Annotated in this window: 13 protein-coding genes; 11 read left to right on the forward strand and 2 right to left on the reverse strand. The window is 49.8% G+C overall.

Features of this window, described 5'->3' with window-relative positions; genetic code table 11:
- Positions 1-42: 42 nt before the first annotated feature.
- The 9 genes from AC0YN3_RS06545 to AC0YN3_RS06585 all read left to right on the forward strand — a co-directional run bounded on the left by AC0YN3_RS06545 (position 43) and on the right by AC0YN3_RS06585 (position 10,820).
- Complete coding sequence (locus AC0YN3_RS06545; RefSeq protein ID WP_475774323.1) at positions 43-873, forward strand: amidohydrolase family protein; 831 nt, start codon at positions 43-45, stop codon at positions 871-873.
- A complete protein-coding gene (locus AC0YN3_RS06550; protein ID WP_475774324.1) occupies positions 870-2,366 on the forward strand; it encodes a tagaturonate reductase in 1,497 nt (498 codons plus the stop codon). Before AC0YN3_RS06545 ends, AC0YN3_RS06550 begins: the two co-directional genes overlap by 4 nt.
- Positions 2,359-3,888 (forward strand): UxaA family hydrolase, encoded by a 1,530-nt coding sequence (locus tag AC0YN3_RS06555; RefSeq protein ID WP_475774325.1) that lies wholly within the window; start codon positions 2,359-2,361, stop codon positions 3,886-3,888. Before AC0YN3_RS06550 ends, AC0YN3_RS06555 begins: the two co-directional genes overlap by 8 nt.
- Before the next feature lie 43 nt (positions 3,889-3,931).
- The gene (locus AC0YN3_RS06560; RefSeq protein ID WP_475774326.1) at positions 3,932-4,876 is read left to right on the forward strand and encodes an aldo/keto reductase; all 945 of its coding nucleotides are present in this window, start codon (positions 3,932-3,934) and stop codon (positions 4,874-4,876) included.
- A gap of 15 nt (positions 4,877-4,891) precedes the next feature.
- Positions 4,892-5,905, forward strand: a complete 1,014-nt coding sequence (locus AC0YN3_RS06565; RefSeq protein ID WP_475774327.1) for a zinc-binding alcohol dehydrogenase family protein — start codon at positions 4,892-4,894, stop codon at positions 5,903-5,905.
- A gap of 233 nt (positions 5,906-6,138) precedes the next feature.
- Positions 6,139-8,001, forward strand: coding sequence for an ABC transporter ATP-binding protein (locus AC0YN3_RS06570; protein WP_475774328.1), 1,863 nt, complete (start codon positions 6,139-6,141; stop codon positions 7,999-8,001).
- A complete protein-coding gene (locus AC0YN3_RS06575; RefSeq protein WP_475774329.1) occupies positions 7,988-9,697 on the forward strand; it encodes an ABC transporter ATP-binding protein in 1,710 nt (569 codons plus the stop codon). Before AC0YN3_RS06570 ends, AC0YN3_RS06575 begins: the two co-directional genes overlap by 14 nt.
- Positions 9,698-10,102: 405 nt before the next feature.
- Entirely contained in the window at positions 10,103-10,585 is a 483-nt protein-coding gene (locus AC0YN3_RS06580) for a DUF2975 domain-containing protein (RefSeq protein WP_475774330.1), read from the forward strand.
- A gap of 10 nt (positions 10,586-10,595) precedes the next feature.
- Positions 10,596-10,820, forward strand: a complete 225-nt coding sequence (locus AC0YN3_RS06585) for a helix-turn-helix domain-containing protein (protein WP_475774331.1) — start codon at positions 10,596-10,598, stop codon at positions 10,818-10,820.
- Between the two features lie 59 nt (positions 10,821-10,879).
- On the opposite strand, the gene AC0YN3_RS06590 is transcribed toward AC0YN3_RS06585, so the two are convergent.
- Positions 10,880-14,377 (reverse strand): S-layer homology domain-containing protein, encoded by a 3,498-nt coding sequence (locus AC0YN3_RS06590; RefSeq protein WP_475774332.1) that lies wholly within the window; start codon positions 14,375-14,377, stop codon positions 10,880-10,882.
- Between the two features lie 137 nt (positions 14,378-14,514).
- Positions 14,515-15,885, reverse strand: coding sequence for an outer membrane protein assembly factor BamB family protein (locus AC0YN3_RS06595; protein ID WP_475774333.1), 1,371 nt, complete (start codon positions 15,883-15,885; stop codon positions 14,515-14,517).
- 236 nt (positions 15,886-16,121) lie between these two features.
- On the opposite strand from AC0YN3_RS06595, the gene AC0YN3_RS06600 reads away from it, so the two are divergent.
- Together AC0YN3_RS06600 and AC0YN3_RS06605 are read left to right on the forward strand one after the other, a co-directional pair.
- Complete coding sequence (locus tag AC0YN3_RS06600; protein WP_475774334.1) at positions 16,122-16,640, forward strand: GNAT family N-acetyltransferase; 519 nt, start codon at positions 16,122-16,124, stop codon at positions 16,638-16,640.
- 164 nt (positions 16,641-16,804) lie between these two features.
- Positions 16,805-17,284 (forward strand): carboxymuconolactone decarboxylase family protein, encoded by a 480-nt coding sequence (locus AC0YN3_RS06605; RefSeq protein WP_475774335.1) that lies wholly within the window; start codon positions 16,805-16,807, stop codon positions 17,282-17,284.
- Positions 17,285-17,486: the final 202 nt, after the last annotated feature.

A 17,486-nucleotide genomic window follows, 5' to 3' on the forward strand; every position in this document is an offset into this window, starting at 1 on the left:
CGTAAATGTTAATTCAAATGACATAGAAATGAGGCGGAATAGATGAGATTGGATGCGCATCAGCATTATTGGAGCATGGAACGCGGGGATTACGGCTGGATTACGCCGGAACTTCCAGTGCTGTACAGAGACTTTTTGCCTCAGCATTTGGAGCCACTTTTGAATAAGCATCAGTTGGACGGATCGATTGTCGTACAAGCGGCGGCGACGCTGGCAGAGACGGATTATTTGCTCGCTTTAAGCGAATCGGAGCCTACCATCCTAGGCGTTGTGGCATGGCTGGATATAACCGATCCTGATTATAGGAAGCACTATGAACGATTCGCCGAGCATCCGAAGTTCGTCGGCTTTCGTTTGATGATTCAGAACATGGCAGACGCGAATGAGATTCTTTCACCTGCCTATGTGGAAGCGCTCGCTTTTTTTGCGGAGCAAGGGGTGCCTGTCGATTTGCTGGTCGTATCGCATCAGTTGGAGCCTCTCGTTAAACTGCTGGATCAGGTGCCGGGATTGCATGGGGTCATTGACCATATCGCCAAGCCGAGAATCAAGGACGGGGTGATGGAGCCGTGGAAAACGCAGATGGCGCAGCTCGCTGCGCATCCCGGCCTCTATTGCAAATTGTCCGGCATGGTAACCGAGGCTGACCACGAGAATTGGAAGCCCGAAGCATTCAAGCCGTATATCGAGCATGTGCTGGATGTATTCGGAACGGACAGGGTGATGTATGGCAGCGATTGGCCAGTCAGCTTGCTTGCCGCAAGCTATGACGAGGTGGTCGAGGTGCTTGAGCAGGCGCTGCCTAATAACTGGACGCCAGCAGAACGAGCTCGGCTGTTCGGACTAAACGCGAAGGAGTTTTACCGACTATGAGGACCTTGCAGCAAGATGTGCTGAACGGGGAAGAAGCGCGGTTGTACGAAGCATCAAACCAAGCGAAGATAACGGTGCTGCAGATTGGCGAGGGCAACTTTCTGCGCGGTTTTTTTGATTGGATGATTCAACAATGCAAGAAGCAAGGCTTGTATGAGGGAAGCATCGCGGTTACGCAGCCTCGTCCGGGAGGGAAGCCCAAAATCGATGCGTTGGCAGGCCAAGACGGATTGTATACGCTTGTCATACGCGGGTTGGAAAACGGACAAAGCGTGGAGCGTACCGAGGTGATTTCCGTTTTTGGGAGCGTATTCGATCCGTACTCGGAGTGGGACCGTTATCTCGCTTTGGGCGAGAGCGAAGATTTGCAGGTTATCGTATCGAATACGACGGAAGCAGGACTCGCCTATCGGGAGGAAGCGACGGTGGAAGGACAGCCGGTGCAATCTTTTCCAGGCAAGCTGACGCAGCTGCTCTACCGGAGATTTGTTCATTTCGGCGGAGATCCGGGGCGTGGCTTGATATGCTTGCCGTGCGAGCTGCTGGAGAGAAACGGCGACGAGCTTCGCGGCTGCGTGCTGCGCTATAGCGATGATTTCGGCTATCCCGAAGCTTTCAAGGAATGGGTGACGCTGCATAACCGATTTTTGAATTCGCTGGTGGACCGCATTGTGACGGGCTATCCGGAGCAGGCGCAAGCAGAGGCCTGGTTTAGCGAATGGGAGTATTCCGATGCGATGCTGACGACGGCTGAGCCCTATCACTTATGGGCAATAGAAGGGGAAGCGGAGCTTGAAGCGGTGCTGCCGCTGCAGAAAGCGGGGCTGAACGTACACTGGGTCGAGGATCTCAAGCCGTTCCAGCTGCGCAAGGTTCGTATTCTGAATGGCGCGCATACGCTTATGACGCCGCTCGGCTTGCTTTATGATATCGAACAGGTACGAGAAGCGATGGAGCATCCGATGCTGGGCGGCATGGTGCGTCACACGGTAGAGGCGGAAATCATTCCGGCGCTGGTTGGCATGGGCGAAGATGAGCTGAAGGCATACGCGGGAGATGTATACGAGCGTTTCCTGAATCCGTTTATCCGCCACAGGCTTGCTGATATTGCGATGAACAGCTTGAGCAAATTCAAAGTACGGCTGCTGCCTTCTTTGCTTTATTATATGGGCGGCGATAAGGTACCGGGCGGCCTCGCTGCGGGTATGGCCGGTTTGTTGCGCTACTACAAGGTGCAGCATGCGGACGCGGGCTTCGAAGGCCGTACGTTGAGCGGTGCACCGTATACGGTGCGCGATGATGCTGCCCTGCTGGAAATCGTTGCAGGCGTCTGGGCAGAGGCAGGGAAGCAGAGCTGGCCGCAGGAGCGGATCACGTTGGAGCTGCTTCGTTTAAAAAGCGTCTGGGGACGCGATTTGGCTGCCGAATGGCCTGCCTTGGCGGATGCAATTGACATAGAACTTAAGGAAATGGAGCGTCGCGCCAATGAATAGCTGGGTTCGATTACACGAGCAGGATCATGTCGTCATTGCGCTTCAGCCTTTTGCCAAAGGGGATAAGCTGACGCTGGAGAACGGAGCGGAGCTTGAGCTGCTGGAAGAGGTGCCAAAGGGCCATAAAGTGCTGACGGCGGCAGTCCGCAAAGGCGAGCATGTGCTCAAGTTCGGCTACTCAATCGGGTTGGCGAAGGAGGATATCCAGCCTGGCAGCTGGGTGCATACGCATAATATGGGTACGGGCTTGAAGGGGGTTCTTGATTACAAATATGAGCAAATTGCGATAGAGCAAGGCGATATAGCGGGCGGAGCCAGCGGGAAGATTGGGTCAGCGTCTCCGGACGCAGAACGCACCTTTCAAGGCTTTGTACGCGAGAGCGGCGATGTCGGGATCCGCAATGAGATTTGGATCATTAACACGGTCGGCTGCATTAACAAGACCTGCGAAATCGTGGCGCGGAAAGCACATGCGCTTTATGAAGGACGCGTAGAGGGCGTCTACCATTTCGCGCATCCGTTCGGCTGCTCGCAGCTAGGCGATGATCTGGTGCACACGCAGAAGCTGCTTGCTTCGCTGGTGAACCACCCCAATGCGGCAGGCGTGCTCGTTATCGGGCTCGGCTGCGAGAACAATCAAATCGATGCTTTCAAGCGGGCGATCGGCGAGCATAGCCCGGAGCGGGTGAAGTTTCTTAAATCGCAGGAGGCAGAGGATGAGATTGAGGAAGCGCTTGAGCTTGTTGAGCAGCTAGTGCTGTATGCGGAGCGCTTCAAGCGCGAACCGGTTCCTATATCGAAGCTAAAGCTTGGCCTTAAGTGCGGCGGCTCTGACGGATTGTCCGGCATAACGGCCAATCCGCTTGTAGGCGCGGTATCCGATCGGTTGATCGAAGCAGGCGGAACGGCGATTCTTACGGAGGTACCGGAAATGTTCGGCGCGGAGAAGATTCTGATGAGCCGGGCGGCGGATGAGCAGGTTTTTGACAAAATCGTTCACCTGATCAATGACTTCAAGCAATATTTCATTAAGCATGACCAGGAAATCTATGAGAATCCGTCACCGGGCAACAAGGCGGGCGGGATAAGCACGCTTGAGGAGAAATCGCTAGGCTGTACGCAGAAGGGCGGCCATGCGATCGTGCAGGACGTGGTGCCTTACGGCGAGCGCATAACGAGCAGCGGACTTAACCTGCTGGAAGCGCCGGGCAATGACTTAGTGTCGGTAACCGCTTTATCCGCGGGAGGAGCGCATATCGTGCTGTTCACGACAGGCAGAGGCACGCCGTTCGGCGGCCCGGTACCGACGGTGAAGATTGCGACGAACAGCGAGCTTGCCGGAAGGAAAAAGAACTGGATCGATTTCAATGCCGGGCAGCTGCTTGAGGACAAGAGCATGGAGATGCTGACCGATGAGCTGTGGGAGCAGCTGATCAGCCTCGCCTCGGGCGAGATTCAGACGCATAATGAGCGCAACGGCTTCAAGGAAATCGCGATTTTTAAGGATGGCGTTATTTTGTAAATGGCAATAGGATTACATTTCCCGCAATGAGGAGTAGATGCTTGTGAAATACAGAAAGCTTGGAAATACGGGGCTGGAGGTATCGGCGCTTAGCTTTGGCGCTTCGTCACTTGGCTCCGTATTCAGGGAGACGGATGACGCCGAAAGCATACGGACGGTGCATGCGGCCGTGGATATGGGCATTAATTTAATCGACGTCTCGCCCTATTACGGGTTGACCAAGGCGGAGTCGGTGTTAGGCAAGGCGATAGCGGAAATTTCGCGGGATCGCTTTATGTTGAGTACGAAGGCGGGGCGTTACGGCGCGGAGGAATTCGACTTCTCCGAGAAGCGCATCATTCGAAGCGTCGATGAAAGCTTACAGCGTCTGCAGACCGATTATATTGATATTTTGTTTTTGCATGACATGGAGTTCGTACCGTTCGAGCAGGCAGCAGAGGGGGCGTTCCTTGCGCTCGATAAGCTGAAGCAGTCCGGCAAAATTCGCTTTAAAGGCGTTTCAGGACTTCCGCTGTCGGTATTCGAGAAGTCGCTGGCGTACACGGAGCTGGATGCGGTGCTGTCCTACTGCCACTATTCGCTTAATGACACGTCGCTACTTGCCATATTGCCGCTGCTGGAGCAAAAGCAGGTCGGACTAGTCAGCGCCTCGCCGCTGTCGATGGGATTGCTCGGCAATCGAGCGCTTGCAGACTGGCATCCCGCAGGGGATGAAATTCGCGCCGTATGCAAGCAGGCCGTTGACTACTGCACGGCTCAAGGCGCGGACATCACGAAGCTTGCCGTACAATTCGCCACAGCAAACGAGAGCATACCGACGACGCTGGTTAGCACGGCTAATCCGGACAATATCCGCAAAAACATTGCATGGACGGATGAGCCGATCGACGACGCGCTGCTGTCGGGGGTGCTTGCCATCCTAGAGCCGATACGCAACCGAAGCTGGATCAGCGGGCTGCAAGAATACAATACGAGCGTGAACGCATAAAGGGAGTGCTGCCAGTTGAAAGCCATCGTATGTGAACAAATTGACCAGCTAAAGCTGGTGGAGCAGGAGGAGCCGGCGCTGCTGCCCGGAACGGCCATCGTTCGGATTCGGCGCATCGGCATTTGCGGCACCGATCTCCATGCCTTTAAGGGAAACCAGCCCTTTTTCTCTTATCCCCGGGTACTTGGCCACGAGCTTGCCGGGATTGTCGAACAGGCAGATGATGCGCAGGATGCCATCAAGGCAGGCGACCAGGTCAGCATCATTCCTTACATGCACTGCGGGAAATGCATCGCATGCCGTTACGGGAAAACGAACTGCTGCACCGATATGAAGGTGCTGGGCGTACATATCGACGGAGGCATGAGGGAGCAGATTGCGGTACCGCTGACGCATCTTCTCGTGACGAACGAGCTGACGCTTGATCAGGCTGCCGTGCTGGAGCCGCTTAGTATTGGGGCGCATGCCGTGCGGCGCGCGGAGCTGCGTGCGGGCGAGACGGTCCTTGTAATCGGATCTGGACCCATTGGCCTTGGCGTGATGGCATTTGCCAAGCATCGCGGAGCACGCGTGATCGCCATGGACATTCAAGAAGAGCGGCTCGCCTTCTGCAAGCGCTGGGCGAGAGTAGATGAGACTGTGAACGCGCTGCAGGGCGCGAAGGAGCGGCTTGCCGAATTAACGGATGGCGAGTATCCAACCGTTGTGTTCGATGCAACCGGCAATGCGCGCTCGATGCAGGATGCGTTCGGCTTTGTCGCGCATGGCGGCAAGCTGGTTTACGTAGGACTGGTCAAGGCGGATATTTCCTTCCATGATCCCGAATTCCATAAGCGGGAGATGACGCTGCTTGGCAGCCGCAACGCAACGATTGAGGATTTCGCGGCGGTACAGGAGGCAGTGCGGAGCGGGAGCATCGACGTAGAGCGCTTTATTACCCACCGCGTGCCGTTCACGGAGATGATCAGCGAATTCGAAAGCTGGTTGAAGCCTGAATCGAAGGTTATTAAGGCAATGGTGGAGCTATAGCCGAAATATGCGATATCGCAACGAATATTGAAAGTCCGATTATGGGGCATTGCAGCCCATGACCGGGCTTTCTGCTCGTTCACCGGTAAGATTCCGCAGAACATGGTAGAAAACGATTATAAGCAATTCATGCATTGACAAGAAGGGCGAGCGGAATTATGATTGGTAGCTGGCTTACAGAAATTGGGATGCGGCATAGTGCTTATCGAGCAATAACCTAGGGGGGGATACCGATGCCAAAAACAGAAAAGCAACCGGAGGCAGCGCGGCAAACGAACGAGCGCAGCAACCGAGCGCGGAAGCAGCAGGAGAAGCAAAAACAAAAGGCGGAGCTTGACGAGTCCGGGCGTTCTTACGTATGGGCGCTGCGCTTTCTGCTGCCGTACAAGAAGCAAATCGCCGCGCTTGCCGCATGCGGCACGATGGCGGTCGCTGGTGAGACGCTGACGCCAAAAATGATTCAATATATGATTGACCATGTCGTTCCGAATAAGGATAAGTCGTTATTTTTGATCATATTGGCGGCGCTTACAGCCGTTAATTTATTGATGCTCGTCGCCAAAAATTATCGAAACCTGCTGCAGCGGACGATTGGCGAGCTTGCTTCTCGCGATATGCAAACGGCGATTTTCAAGCATTTGCGAAGGCTTGGCTTCGCGCATTATGAGCAGCATCCGGCAGGCGAAACGCTGTCCATGTTCAACTCCGAGGTGGCGTCCGTTCAGAAAATATACCGGAATGTCCTGCCGAGCGTCATCGACAACCTCTTGTTTATTATGGTAGCCATTGTGCTCCTGCTCAGCATTAGCGGCTGGTTATGCCTGATCATGCTGCCGACGTTCGGCCTTTATTATTTATTCGGTCCGTATTTCGAGCGGAAGGCGGCTCTGTACGGGAGGCAGTCCGGCCAAGGCCGCATTGACTATAACCAAGCCGTGTATGAGAGTATTTCCGGATTGCGGGAGTTCCGTGCGTTTGGCTCGCAGCCTTGGTACCATGAGCGGACGCTTGGCAAGCATAAGAACTGGTCGCGTGATTATCTCCTGGCAGCAACGTTTAGCTTTGGACGGGGAAGCTTCCGGCGGTTCACGTTTTATTTGGGAGCAATCGCCCTGTTCATCGCCGGCTACTATTCGGTTCAGAATCAATGGATTACGTTAGGGGGATTCATCGCTTTCACGCTCCTGTACATGACGACGATGTTCCGCCTCACGCTGCTCGTCACCCAGCTTACCGAGCAGAAGCTCATTATTCATCAGACGATTCCGTTGTTCAGATTCATGCACAAGCAGATAGATATTGATGACCCCGATGATCCGGTTACGCTTGCTGAGGTGCGCGGAGGCCTTGTGTTCGAGGATATCTGTTTTCAATATCCGGAGCAGCCTCCCGTTATTAACGGCTTCTCGCTCACGATCCATCCCGGTGAGAAGGTTGCTTTCGTAGGCGCAAGCGGTAACGGCAAAACGACGATGTTCAAAATGATCGGGCGATTCTATGATCCCACGTCAGGCATCATTAAGCTTGACGGCGTGCCGATTAAACAATTGACGCTGGAACGCCTGCGCGAATCGATCGGCTACGTGTTCCAAGAAACGTACCTGTTCGGCTCATCGGTCAAGGAAAATATCCGTTTCGGCAAACCCGAGGCGAGCGATGAGGAGGTTGTCGCAGCGGCGAAGGCTGCTTATGCGCATGATTTCATCATGCAGCTGCCTGAGGGGTACGATACGCTCGTCGGAGAGCGCGGCATGAAGCTGTCCGGCGGACAAAAGCAGCGTATAGCGATTGCGCGCATGTTCGCGAAGCAGCCGGCCATTGTGCTGCTCGATGAAGCGACCTCCTCGCTGGACAACGTGAGCGAATATGAGGTGCAGCGCGCTCTTGACGAGGTGCTCAAGGGTCGAACGACGATTGCGATTGCGCATCGGCTGTCTACGGTGAAGCATTTTGACCGCATCGTGGTCATTCATAAGGGACGAGTGGCCGAGGCCGGCAGCTATGAGGAGCTCATTGCACGTCAAGGTTTGCTATATGAGCTTGAAATAGGGCAGTTGGAAATGACGGAAGGGAGAGCGGTGCATGAAGTATCTTAAAATCTTTTGGTCGAACTCGGTTATGCTGAAAGGTACGTATTTGATCGTACTGCTCTACCTGGCTCTTGAATCGGTATCCAACTATACGCTGGTTTATGTCCAAAAAATACTAATCGATGACGTATTCACGAAAGGGCGGTATGAGCTGCTGCCGATCGTAATCGGAGTGTTCGCAGCGGCGGGCCTTATTTATTCGCTTATGTTTACGATGACGAGCCGCAGCCTCGTCCGCAATGAATTCGCAGTCAGCCGCTCGCTACTCTCCCGCATGCTCAAACGTCTCGAAGGCGTTCCGATCGAGCGGTTCCAGCAGGAGCGCACGGGCAAATACGTCTACTCCTTCACGCAGGATCTATTCATCTCTGCGAGTGTTATGGGCTGGCAAATTCCGCGCGGCATGCAGGAAATACTGAATCTCTGCATTCTAATGGTCATTATCTGGCTTGCCAGTCCCACGCTGCTGCTGCTCATAGTGGGATTGTGTGCGATATATGTACTGATTGGTTATTATTTCACGCCTAAACTTAAGGCACAGGCGAAGCAGGTAGCGGAGAAGCGAACCGCACTGCTTATTCAGATCGAGGAGGGGGTAGCATCAACGCGCGAGGTCGTCGCTTACCACCGGCTGAAATGGGAGTCGAAGCTGTACAACAAAATGTTCGGAGAATATTTTGAACAAGTCATGGCCGAAGGCAAGCTGGTAAACCGCCAAATCCGGTACAGCGATCCGATGAAATGGGGAATTGGCATTGTGGTACTCGGTTATTGCGGCATGCAGCTTATTAATGAGCAGATGTCGATCGGAACGTTCGTCATTTTGTTCCAGTTCTCGACCCAAATGGCAGATGCCTTCTATAATATTTTTCAATTCATAATGGGCATGTCCTCTCAGCTTGCGAACGTGGACCGCGTGCAGCGGATTCTGGAGCTGGAGCAGGCCGATCCTGGGGAAAGCCGTATGGAAGGGAAGATCGAGCAGCTATCGTTCGAGCAGGTCGGCTTCCGTTATTCCCCTGAGCTCCCAGAGGTTATTAGGAGCTTCACGGCGGAGCTTCCGATCGGGCAAAAGATCGCGTTCGTAGGCACGAGCGGCGGGGGCAAGTCGACCGTTGCGCAGCTGCTGGTACGATTCTTCGATGTGTCGCTAGGGCATTTTAAGTTGAACGAAAAGGATGCGAGTGCTTACAATCGCGGTGAATGGGCGAAGCGAGTATCGATCGTGTTTCAAGATCCGTATATGTTCTCAGATACGATCGAGGAGAATCTCATGCTCGGCAGAGACGGCGTATCGGAAGCGGATATGGAAGAGGCTTGCCGCATTGCGCAGATACATGATTTCATACTGGGGCTTCCGGAGGGTTATGCCACCAACATTGGAGAGCGGGGCATTAAGCTGTCCGGAGGTCAGCGTCAGCGCATTGCCATAGCGCGGGCGATTGTCACCAATCCCGAAATATTGGTGCTGGACGAAGCAACCTCCGCGCTCGATCTGGAGACGGAGCGGCAGCTGCTTGGGGCGCTCGAGGCAAGGCGCGAAGGATTGACGACGATCATGATTGCGCACCGGCTGTCTACGATTGAGAATGCGGACGTGATTTTCGTTATGGATCAGGGAGCCTTAGCGGAGTCGGGTACGCATCAGGAGCTGCTGGCTGAAGGCAGAGTCTATCAGCAGCTGCTTAGGGCGCAGCATTAATGAATGAGGGAAGTCGGCATTGACTGCTTGCTCGGTACATGAATTCAAAGCCCTCTGAGGACTTTCAGTATCGGATAATTACTTTTTCGTTTTACATCTTACATGGCCTGTTTATCTAGCTGGGGCTGTGCTTACATTCTCACTGTACGCGCTTTGTGTCATCGTAATAAGCAAATTACGGAAAAAGCAGAATAGTCCTTAGCCGATATATGACCTCGTTATCATGGACTAGTTATAGAGGTCGAGCATTTCTTAACTATAAGAAATGCTTTTTTTATATTTGGTTTGAAAACTTCGAATTTGAAAAAAACAATTAATATAAATTGTTTATCAATTAAAATATATTGCAAAACGATAAATTTTGTATTATTATCAAATTGAAAATAACAAGGCGAGGTGCTTTTTATGAAACGAGGAACAACGCTCTTTTTAAAGCTAGCTGTTATTATTATAGGTCTGCCTGCTTTGGCTCTGTACATATTTGTAGTGCCTGAGATCGGGAATTTCGCAGCAGAGCTTTATCCCGATATTGCTTATTTGAAATACCTCTTTTTCATTGATTTGTACGCCACGGCGATACCGTTTTACTTTGCGCTGTATCAAGCTTTTAAAGTGTTAAGCTATATTGATAAGAACATCGCTTTCTCGGAATTATCCGTACTTGCTTTGAAAAATATAAAATGGTGTGCGATTATAATTAGTGGCATATATGTGTTAGGCTTGCCGCTCTTGTATCTCTTAGCGGAAAAAGACGACGCCCCAGGTATCATCGTAATCGGACTGGTCATGGTTTTTGCCTCGATGGTGATTGCCGTTTTTGCCGCTGTTCTCCAAATGCTATTAAAAGAGGCGATTGATATAAAATCAGAAAATGACTTAATAGTCTGAGGTGAATATTATGGCGATCATAATCAATATTGATGTGATGTTGGCTAGACGGAAAATGAGCGTAACCGAACTATCGGAGAGGGTTGGCATTACGATGGCTAATCTCTCTATATTGAAAAATGGCAAGGCAAAAGCGATTCGAATCTCCACTTTAGAGGCGATTTGCAAAGCTTTGGATTGCCAGCCTGGCGATATTTTAGAGTATAGAAGCGATGAGGACATGCAAGGATTATAAGCATTCATCCAATCAAAAAACGGTCTACGCCTAGTAAAACAGGGTAGACCGTTTCATTTTTAATGCAGGATATGCCAAAGCCTCAGCAAGAGAACGCCTGCTTCGGCTCTTGTCGTTTTGCCGCGCGGAACGAATAAGTGGTCTCCCCGGCCTTGTACGAGTCCCCGCTCGCTCACTATGGTCACATAGGGCATTGCCCATGCTGGAATACTAGCAAGATCAGCGAAGGATAGCTCCTGCTCGCCGCTTGATTCCCATTTCATTGCTTTTGACAGCATTGCAGCCATTTCTATCCGCGTAATCGTCTGCTGCGGACGGAACGTCCCGTCGGGGTAACCATCAATGATTCCTTCTGCGAGTGCTGCCTGAATCATAGGGCGTGCCCAAGCTGGAATGCTCTCCTCATCACGGAATGACGGGGAGGCTTCACTTTCAATGGCAGAAACCTGAAGGGCGCGTGCCAACATGACGGCGAATTCAGCCCTTGTTATTTCCATGTTCGGTGCAAAGCGATTAACGTCCACGCCCTCAACGATAGCTAAGCTTGCCGCTTCGCAAATATCCGATTTGGACCAATGCTTCTCAAGATCCGTGAACGGACAAGCCGCTCCTGGAAGATCAGGCCCCGGATCAACAACCGGCGGTGGAGTAGATGGCGTTGTCGGCGGGCTCGTCGTTCCCGCTCCTGTCGTAAAGGTTATGTTGGAGCTATAACGCGTAGCTTGATCGGTTACCGCATAAGCACGCGCATGATAGGTTGTACTTGGCAGCAGTCCCGTTATTGCAATATGTTGTTCCCCTGCTGCATGAATCCCGGTAGAATAAACGGAATTCGAAACGGTAGGATTCATCGATGTGCTGAGCGCTATTCCGCTCTTCGTATATTGATCCCTATCGCTAGACATGATTTCGTAGATGGCTTGAGCCGAGTTTGCCGTTACATCCGCGTTATCCAGCTCAAGAGATACCGACCAATTGTCAATGCTGAAAGCGCCGTTTGTGGAGTAGGCATACGCCGTATTCGCCGTATCCGCAACGATGACCTTCCAGTAGTAAGGGATGCCTGTATACAGGTCACTTGTATCCATGGCATATGACTCTTCGTTTGTTAATATCACAGTTCGGATCACATTTCTGTAGGTGGGATCCGTGGACAGCAGCAATCTGGTTTGGTCGTAACTTCCCGGAACGTTCGGATTGTCCCATTCAAAGGTGACTTCCGGCGAATCCGGATAAAATCTCGTACCAAAAGTAGGCGATTGCAAAACTGGCTCAACAGGTGACGAAGCAGAGCTCAAGAATACGGGCTCATACTCAGCGCCATGGGAAACGTTGAAATAAGTGCGGTAAGGGAATAGTTTCACGACATCACCCGCACCTACTGATACATGTGAACCCGTTGCGCCAAAATTAACGTAATCAACCTCCCATAATACTAAGTCCTCCATCGTATTGCTGTTTCCTTGATTTTTGTCGACCTGTATTTGAATTTCGCCCGTCTCTTCCGAAAAAATCATCTGGAGAGTTCCGGAATTCCAATCGTTATCCAGATTATTGAACTGAAGGATAGCTTTGCGCTTCCCACTATCTCCAATAACCGCTTGGTATATCGTACCCGGCATTGATTTCAGTTCAAGATACGTCTCGCGAACCCCGTTAAAGAGAAGCTCATCCCCATTTAGGGTAAGAGCATTCACGACAACGCCGTTCATCGGAAAATCTATGCCTAAGCTAATCGTATTGGACGTTACTAGATTGCCTGCGATCTGGTCCAATTCATCTTCGTTCGTCAAAAAAGCAGGTGTATCAGATAGCGATGGCGCAGCGACGGTAATCCCTACGGGAATCGTCCGCACCGTGCGCAAGCTGGAGTCAAAGAACGTTTTTAGAACCATTCTGTGCCCATTGCCCTTATAAAAAGTGCTGGATCCATAATTGCGATCAGAAGACGTATATAGGGTGCCGGATGTTGCTGGATCAACAATACTCCAATACTTGTCTGCATTTACGGCAATAAGCCCCGACGGATCAAACCACGACGGATACCAGCTAGTCCAATCGGTATCTTCCGTTTCGAAGGTGTTAATGTTAATGAATCGCATGTTATAGGTCACGCTCATGCTTAGGGATACGAGGTCGTCTGACTGCATGGTTAAATTATAGCCCGTAAATGGATAAGTGTGGATCAATGTCCTTGTGTTATTAACGGGATCGATTGCATATTGCTCCAGTTGGTTCTCCCGTGCAACGAGCAGGGTTCCGCCCGGAGTTGCGAGAACAGACACGGCATCATTCCAAAGCGTATCCACATAGCTAAGATCAGCCGTCGAGATAGCAACGACACGGCCATTATCGTCATCGGCAGCGTAGAGCAGCCCATTGTAATACGTGAACTGATATAGGCTTCCGTCGAAATGCTTGCTTCGAACATACAAGCCTAGCTCATCGAATTCATCAATGGTGCCGTTGCTAGAATCCAATATAAATACATGGCCTTTCTCATCTTGTACAAAGCTGTAGTGATTGTTATCGTAAGTAGTTTCTCTACTTGTGCCAATTGTTCCAACCACTTCATACTTATTAGTAGATGCATTATATTCAATGACCTGTATGGGATGTTGATAAAACGAACCGACAAAGATCGTGCCCTGATTATTGATTTCAACGTAACGGGCATATCCATCAAGCTCAATCGCCGCATTTTCATTTACATACACCATAGAATTAAAAGAATCGCTCGAGCCGAAGCCAACAACCTGAGTACCATCAGGAGATGCGCTGATCTCCGAAAAGTAATTTTCGCTTCCCGTTAATAGATTACAACTAGCATCGCAGATATAGCCTTTGTCCGGATAAAAATAATTGCTAGCCATAAACTTTCCGTTTTGCAGCTTAACGATACTGTTAATTTCAAAACCCCAGCTCGTTGTTTGGGTGTTTATTGCAGGGGCTGACGGATCAATGGTGTAATAGGTATTCGTCTCTCTTGTCGATACATAAAAAAGTCCATCAAATGCTTTCTGAATGGAGGTTACCGGCTGGGTGAACATGATTACTTCCGGATTCGTGACGGATTTTGTATTCAGATTGTATTTGATCATTGGATAATTCGTATCATTCTGGTTATGTATAATGTACAAATAATCGACGCCCGACTCGCTAGAAAATACAATCTTTTCTGGCTTGAAGTCGAATTCTCCCGATAACCAAGTAGCGCCGGCGTCTAGGAGGTCCTGTTCGAGAGCCGTTCGATCAACTAACGCTCCATGATAGGTGCCATCTGTTTCGAAATGAAAGATATCCCATTTGTCTCCATACGGCAATTGAGCTATGACAAATAGATCATCCGCTGAACTAGACTCTAATTGCGATACATTTCTAATCGCTCCGCTATTAGGGAAGGTAAAAGCATGGTCATCCCAGCCTAGATCCGTTTCTTCAAACCTCACTGAAGCGTCTGCCGGTGCAGCATTTGCTACTGAGAACCAACCTGATCCACCAAAAGCTGACAAAAATAATGCAACAACCAAGAAACCCGTTAACGTTCGTTTCATCATAATCCTCCATTTGCTTCCACGTTTTTTGCTGCTTGTCGAAGTATAGCAAATCACTATGAAAGAATAATGAAAGAAAGGAGCTGTGAGCTTGAACGCCAACAGGCTCCTGTAGATTTCACCTGGCAAAGCCTGTTCAATTACTTGAAGGCAGAAGGCAATTTAACGCCTATCAGTTTGCCTGGCGACTGTATAATGAGAAATCCGTCTTCTTTAAGGATATGATCATATTGACGCGCACCCGTTTTTACACGGAATTGGGGTTTTCCTGAATCAAAATCGATGGCATGCAGAATGCCATCCGTTTGGGCAAGATAGACACCTTTTCCATAGATCGCAGTCAATGCGGGCGGGTTATCACCAGTCCAGCTTATGTTTTGCCCGTTTACCGTTTTCATGCTGAAGAGAGAACCGTCCTGCTGCGTACGGAACAAAATACGACCGCGGTGAACTTTATAAAGCGGGTATGACCCTTGATCATAGTTAGGCTCATAGTAAGTTTGTAAAGGTTTGGCCCCTGGTCTGTAATTTTTAAAATCATACCTCGCTATCATGCCATTCTGATGGATATAAAAATCATTTCCATTCAAGTAGTGTGGCGCGTTTCCGCCATATTCATTGGACGAATCTGCACGTACATTCCAGCGGTAATCGCGCGCGCCTTTTATTTCACCCGTTTTCACATTAATGACGGTAACTGTCACGCTGCGCTCGGCATCATCAACTATCGGTTGGTTATGATGCTTAATGGAGTAAGCTAACCCGGCTTCGATCTTTAATGGGGCGTCCTGGTTGTTCATACTCCAAAGCGTCTTTCCCGTTTTCTTTTCGATGGCATGGAGTTGACGCGTGGTTTGTGTAGGTTCATTCAATAGGATTGCGCGTAATACGATATCTCCAGCATCCATGATTCCTAAACTGGTGTAATAGCCTTCTTTTGGTTGGGTAGCAACTTGGGACCCCGTGTTTACCCAAAGCTGCTTTCCCGTTTTCACATGGACTGCAAAGGTATAATTGTCTATCAGGGCATATAACGTATCGCCGAAAACCTCGATAGCATTTGGTCTTTCAATCAGGACGCTCGACTGCCACAGCTTCTTCCCGCTTGAAGCGGAAAGGGCAAAGAGGCCTCCGCCTATTAAATTCCCGTAAATAACCCCATCGCGATAGACAAACATGGAATACACATGCTCGTTGAATGTCCAAAGCGTTTTTCCGGTTTGTGCGTTCAAGGCGATTAGCTTCTGATCTCTAAACGTGAATACTTTGCCCTCAGCCGTCGTTGTCAGGTCAGCGGAAGTGTAATAGCTATACCCATTATCGACTTTTGCGGACCAGGCTGGTTGGACAAACGGTGTCTGAATCCCGGGGTTTCCTAATCCGAAGGATACAACAGGCTTCTCGGCATACACTTGGCTAATACTACTATTATCAGCTGATTGTCCGATTTGCAAGGCAATGAGTAAGGCAGAGGCTGCAAGCGTGGTTCGAAGTATCGCTTTTCTACGCATGGATGTTCCTCCTCTAATTTCCATATATTCACTTTACCTCATTATAAACGCATTGCCACAGAAAAGGTTGCCATGATTCGTACGGGACTAACGTTAGGGGAAACCGATGCATGCAGCCGGTAGTTTCAGTTGTAGCAATGAGCGGTAAAATTCAACTATAGTTGTTAATGACGTTCATCTACGGTAGGCCATTTGGTAAAATAAGTTTAAACGCTATTGGGAATTGGAGTGATACGATGGATCCATTAATTAAAGTTCGCCAAATGGCAGAATCGGACGTAGATCTCGTATATCGGATTTTCGCGGAGCATCATATTAAAAAACCTAAGGATTACATCTTGAGGTGTTGGGAACAGAACGCAGCAGGAGAAAGAATAACGCTGCTAGCTTTTTACGAAGGTCAGTTTACGGGGAGCTTACATCTGCTTGGAAGATCTTATTATCCTTACTTTGCTGAAAATGGCATTCCGGAAATTAATGATTTTAATGTAATTCCGCCATTTCGAAAGCTTGGAATCGGAAACGAATTAATGGAAGCCGCCGAGAAAATAGCGTTTGAGAAATATGGGAAAGTGGGAATTGGCGTTGGGCTGTACCAAAGCTATGGCAATGCCCAGCGTTTATACGCAAAGAGGGGATATATACCGGATGGCAGGGGATTGATGTACAAAGGACAGCCTGTCACGCCTGGTGCGATAGTGTGTGCGGATGACGATTTAAATCTGTTTTTCATTAAAGATAAACCTAATGATTGAATGATATAGGATGGATAAGCTGAATTGGAACTGGGTATTAGTGTCAATGATATGCATTTTTGGATAGCAAATATAAGATAGGCGAAAATAATAAAATACGATGTCACAGATCAATGTGGTCGGTCGTTTTATTAGTGTCAAAACAAATCAGGAGGTATACAACAATGACACAACGCTTAAATTATATGCAGCAATCGCCGGAGCTTTTCAAAGGAATGATGGGATTCAGCATGTCTGAAAAGGATAGCTCTATTGAAGCGGAAATCCTTCATCTTGTTCATATTCGCGCATCGCAAATGAATGGCTGCGGGTTCTGTCTGGACATGCACGTCAAGCAGGCCAAAATCCATGGCGAGAGCGAGCTTCGCCTCTACCATATCTCGATTTGGCGCGAATCAACGCTGTTCACTCCGCGTGAACGGGCTGCGCTGGCATGGACTGAAATTTTGACCAAATTGCCTGAGCATGGTGTATCTGATGAGGTTTATGACCGTGTACGCGGGCAATTGTCCGAAAAAGAAATCTCGGATTTGACGTTCTCGGTCATGGCAATCAATGCTTGGAACCGTGTAAACATCGCTTTCAAATATGTACCGGGTTCTGCTGATGTGCAGTACGGATTGACGAAAGCTGGACTGAGCTAAGCCGTTGCAAAGCATTGATTAGGGTTAGCAGAATTAATCGGATTATTGTTTTTTAGATAACCAAAAAGAGCAATAGGTTTGAGTCAGAAAAAGGAGAGCCGTATGTTTACGGTTCTCCTTTTTGTTTTGGTTACGTTTTTCTGCTGAGGTGCAATGGACAATTATGACGCTCATTCCAGTACCTCTTATTGTAAAAGTTAAC

It is taken from the genome of Paenibacillus sp. J22R232 (assembly GCF_056269165.1).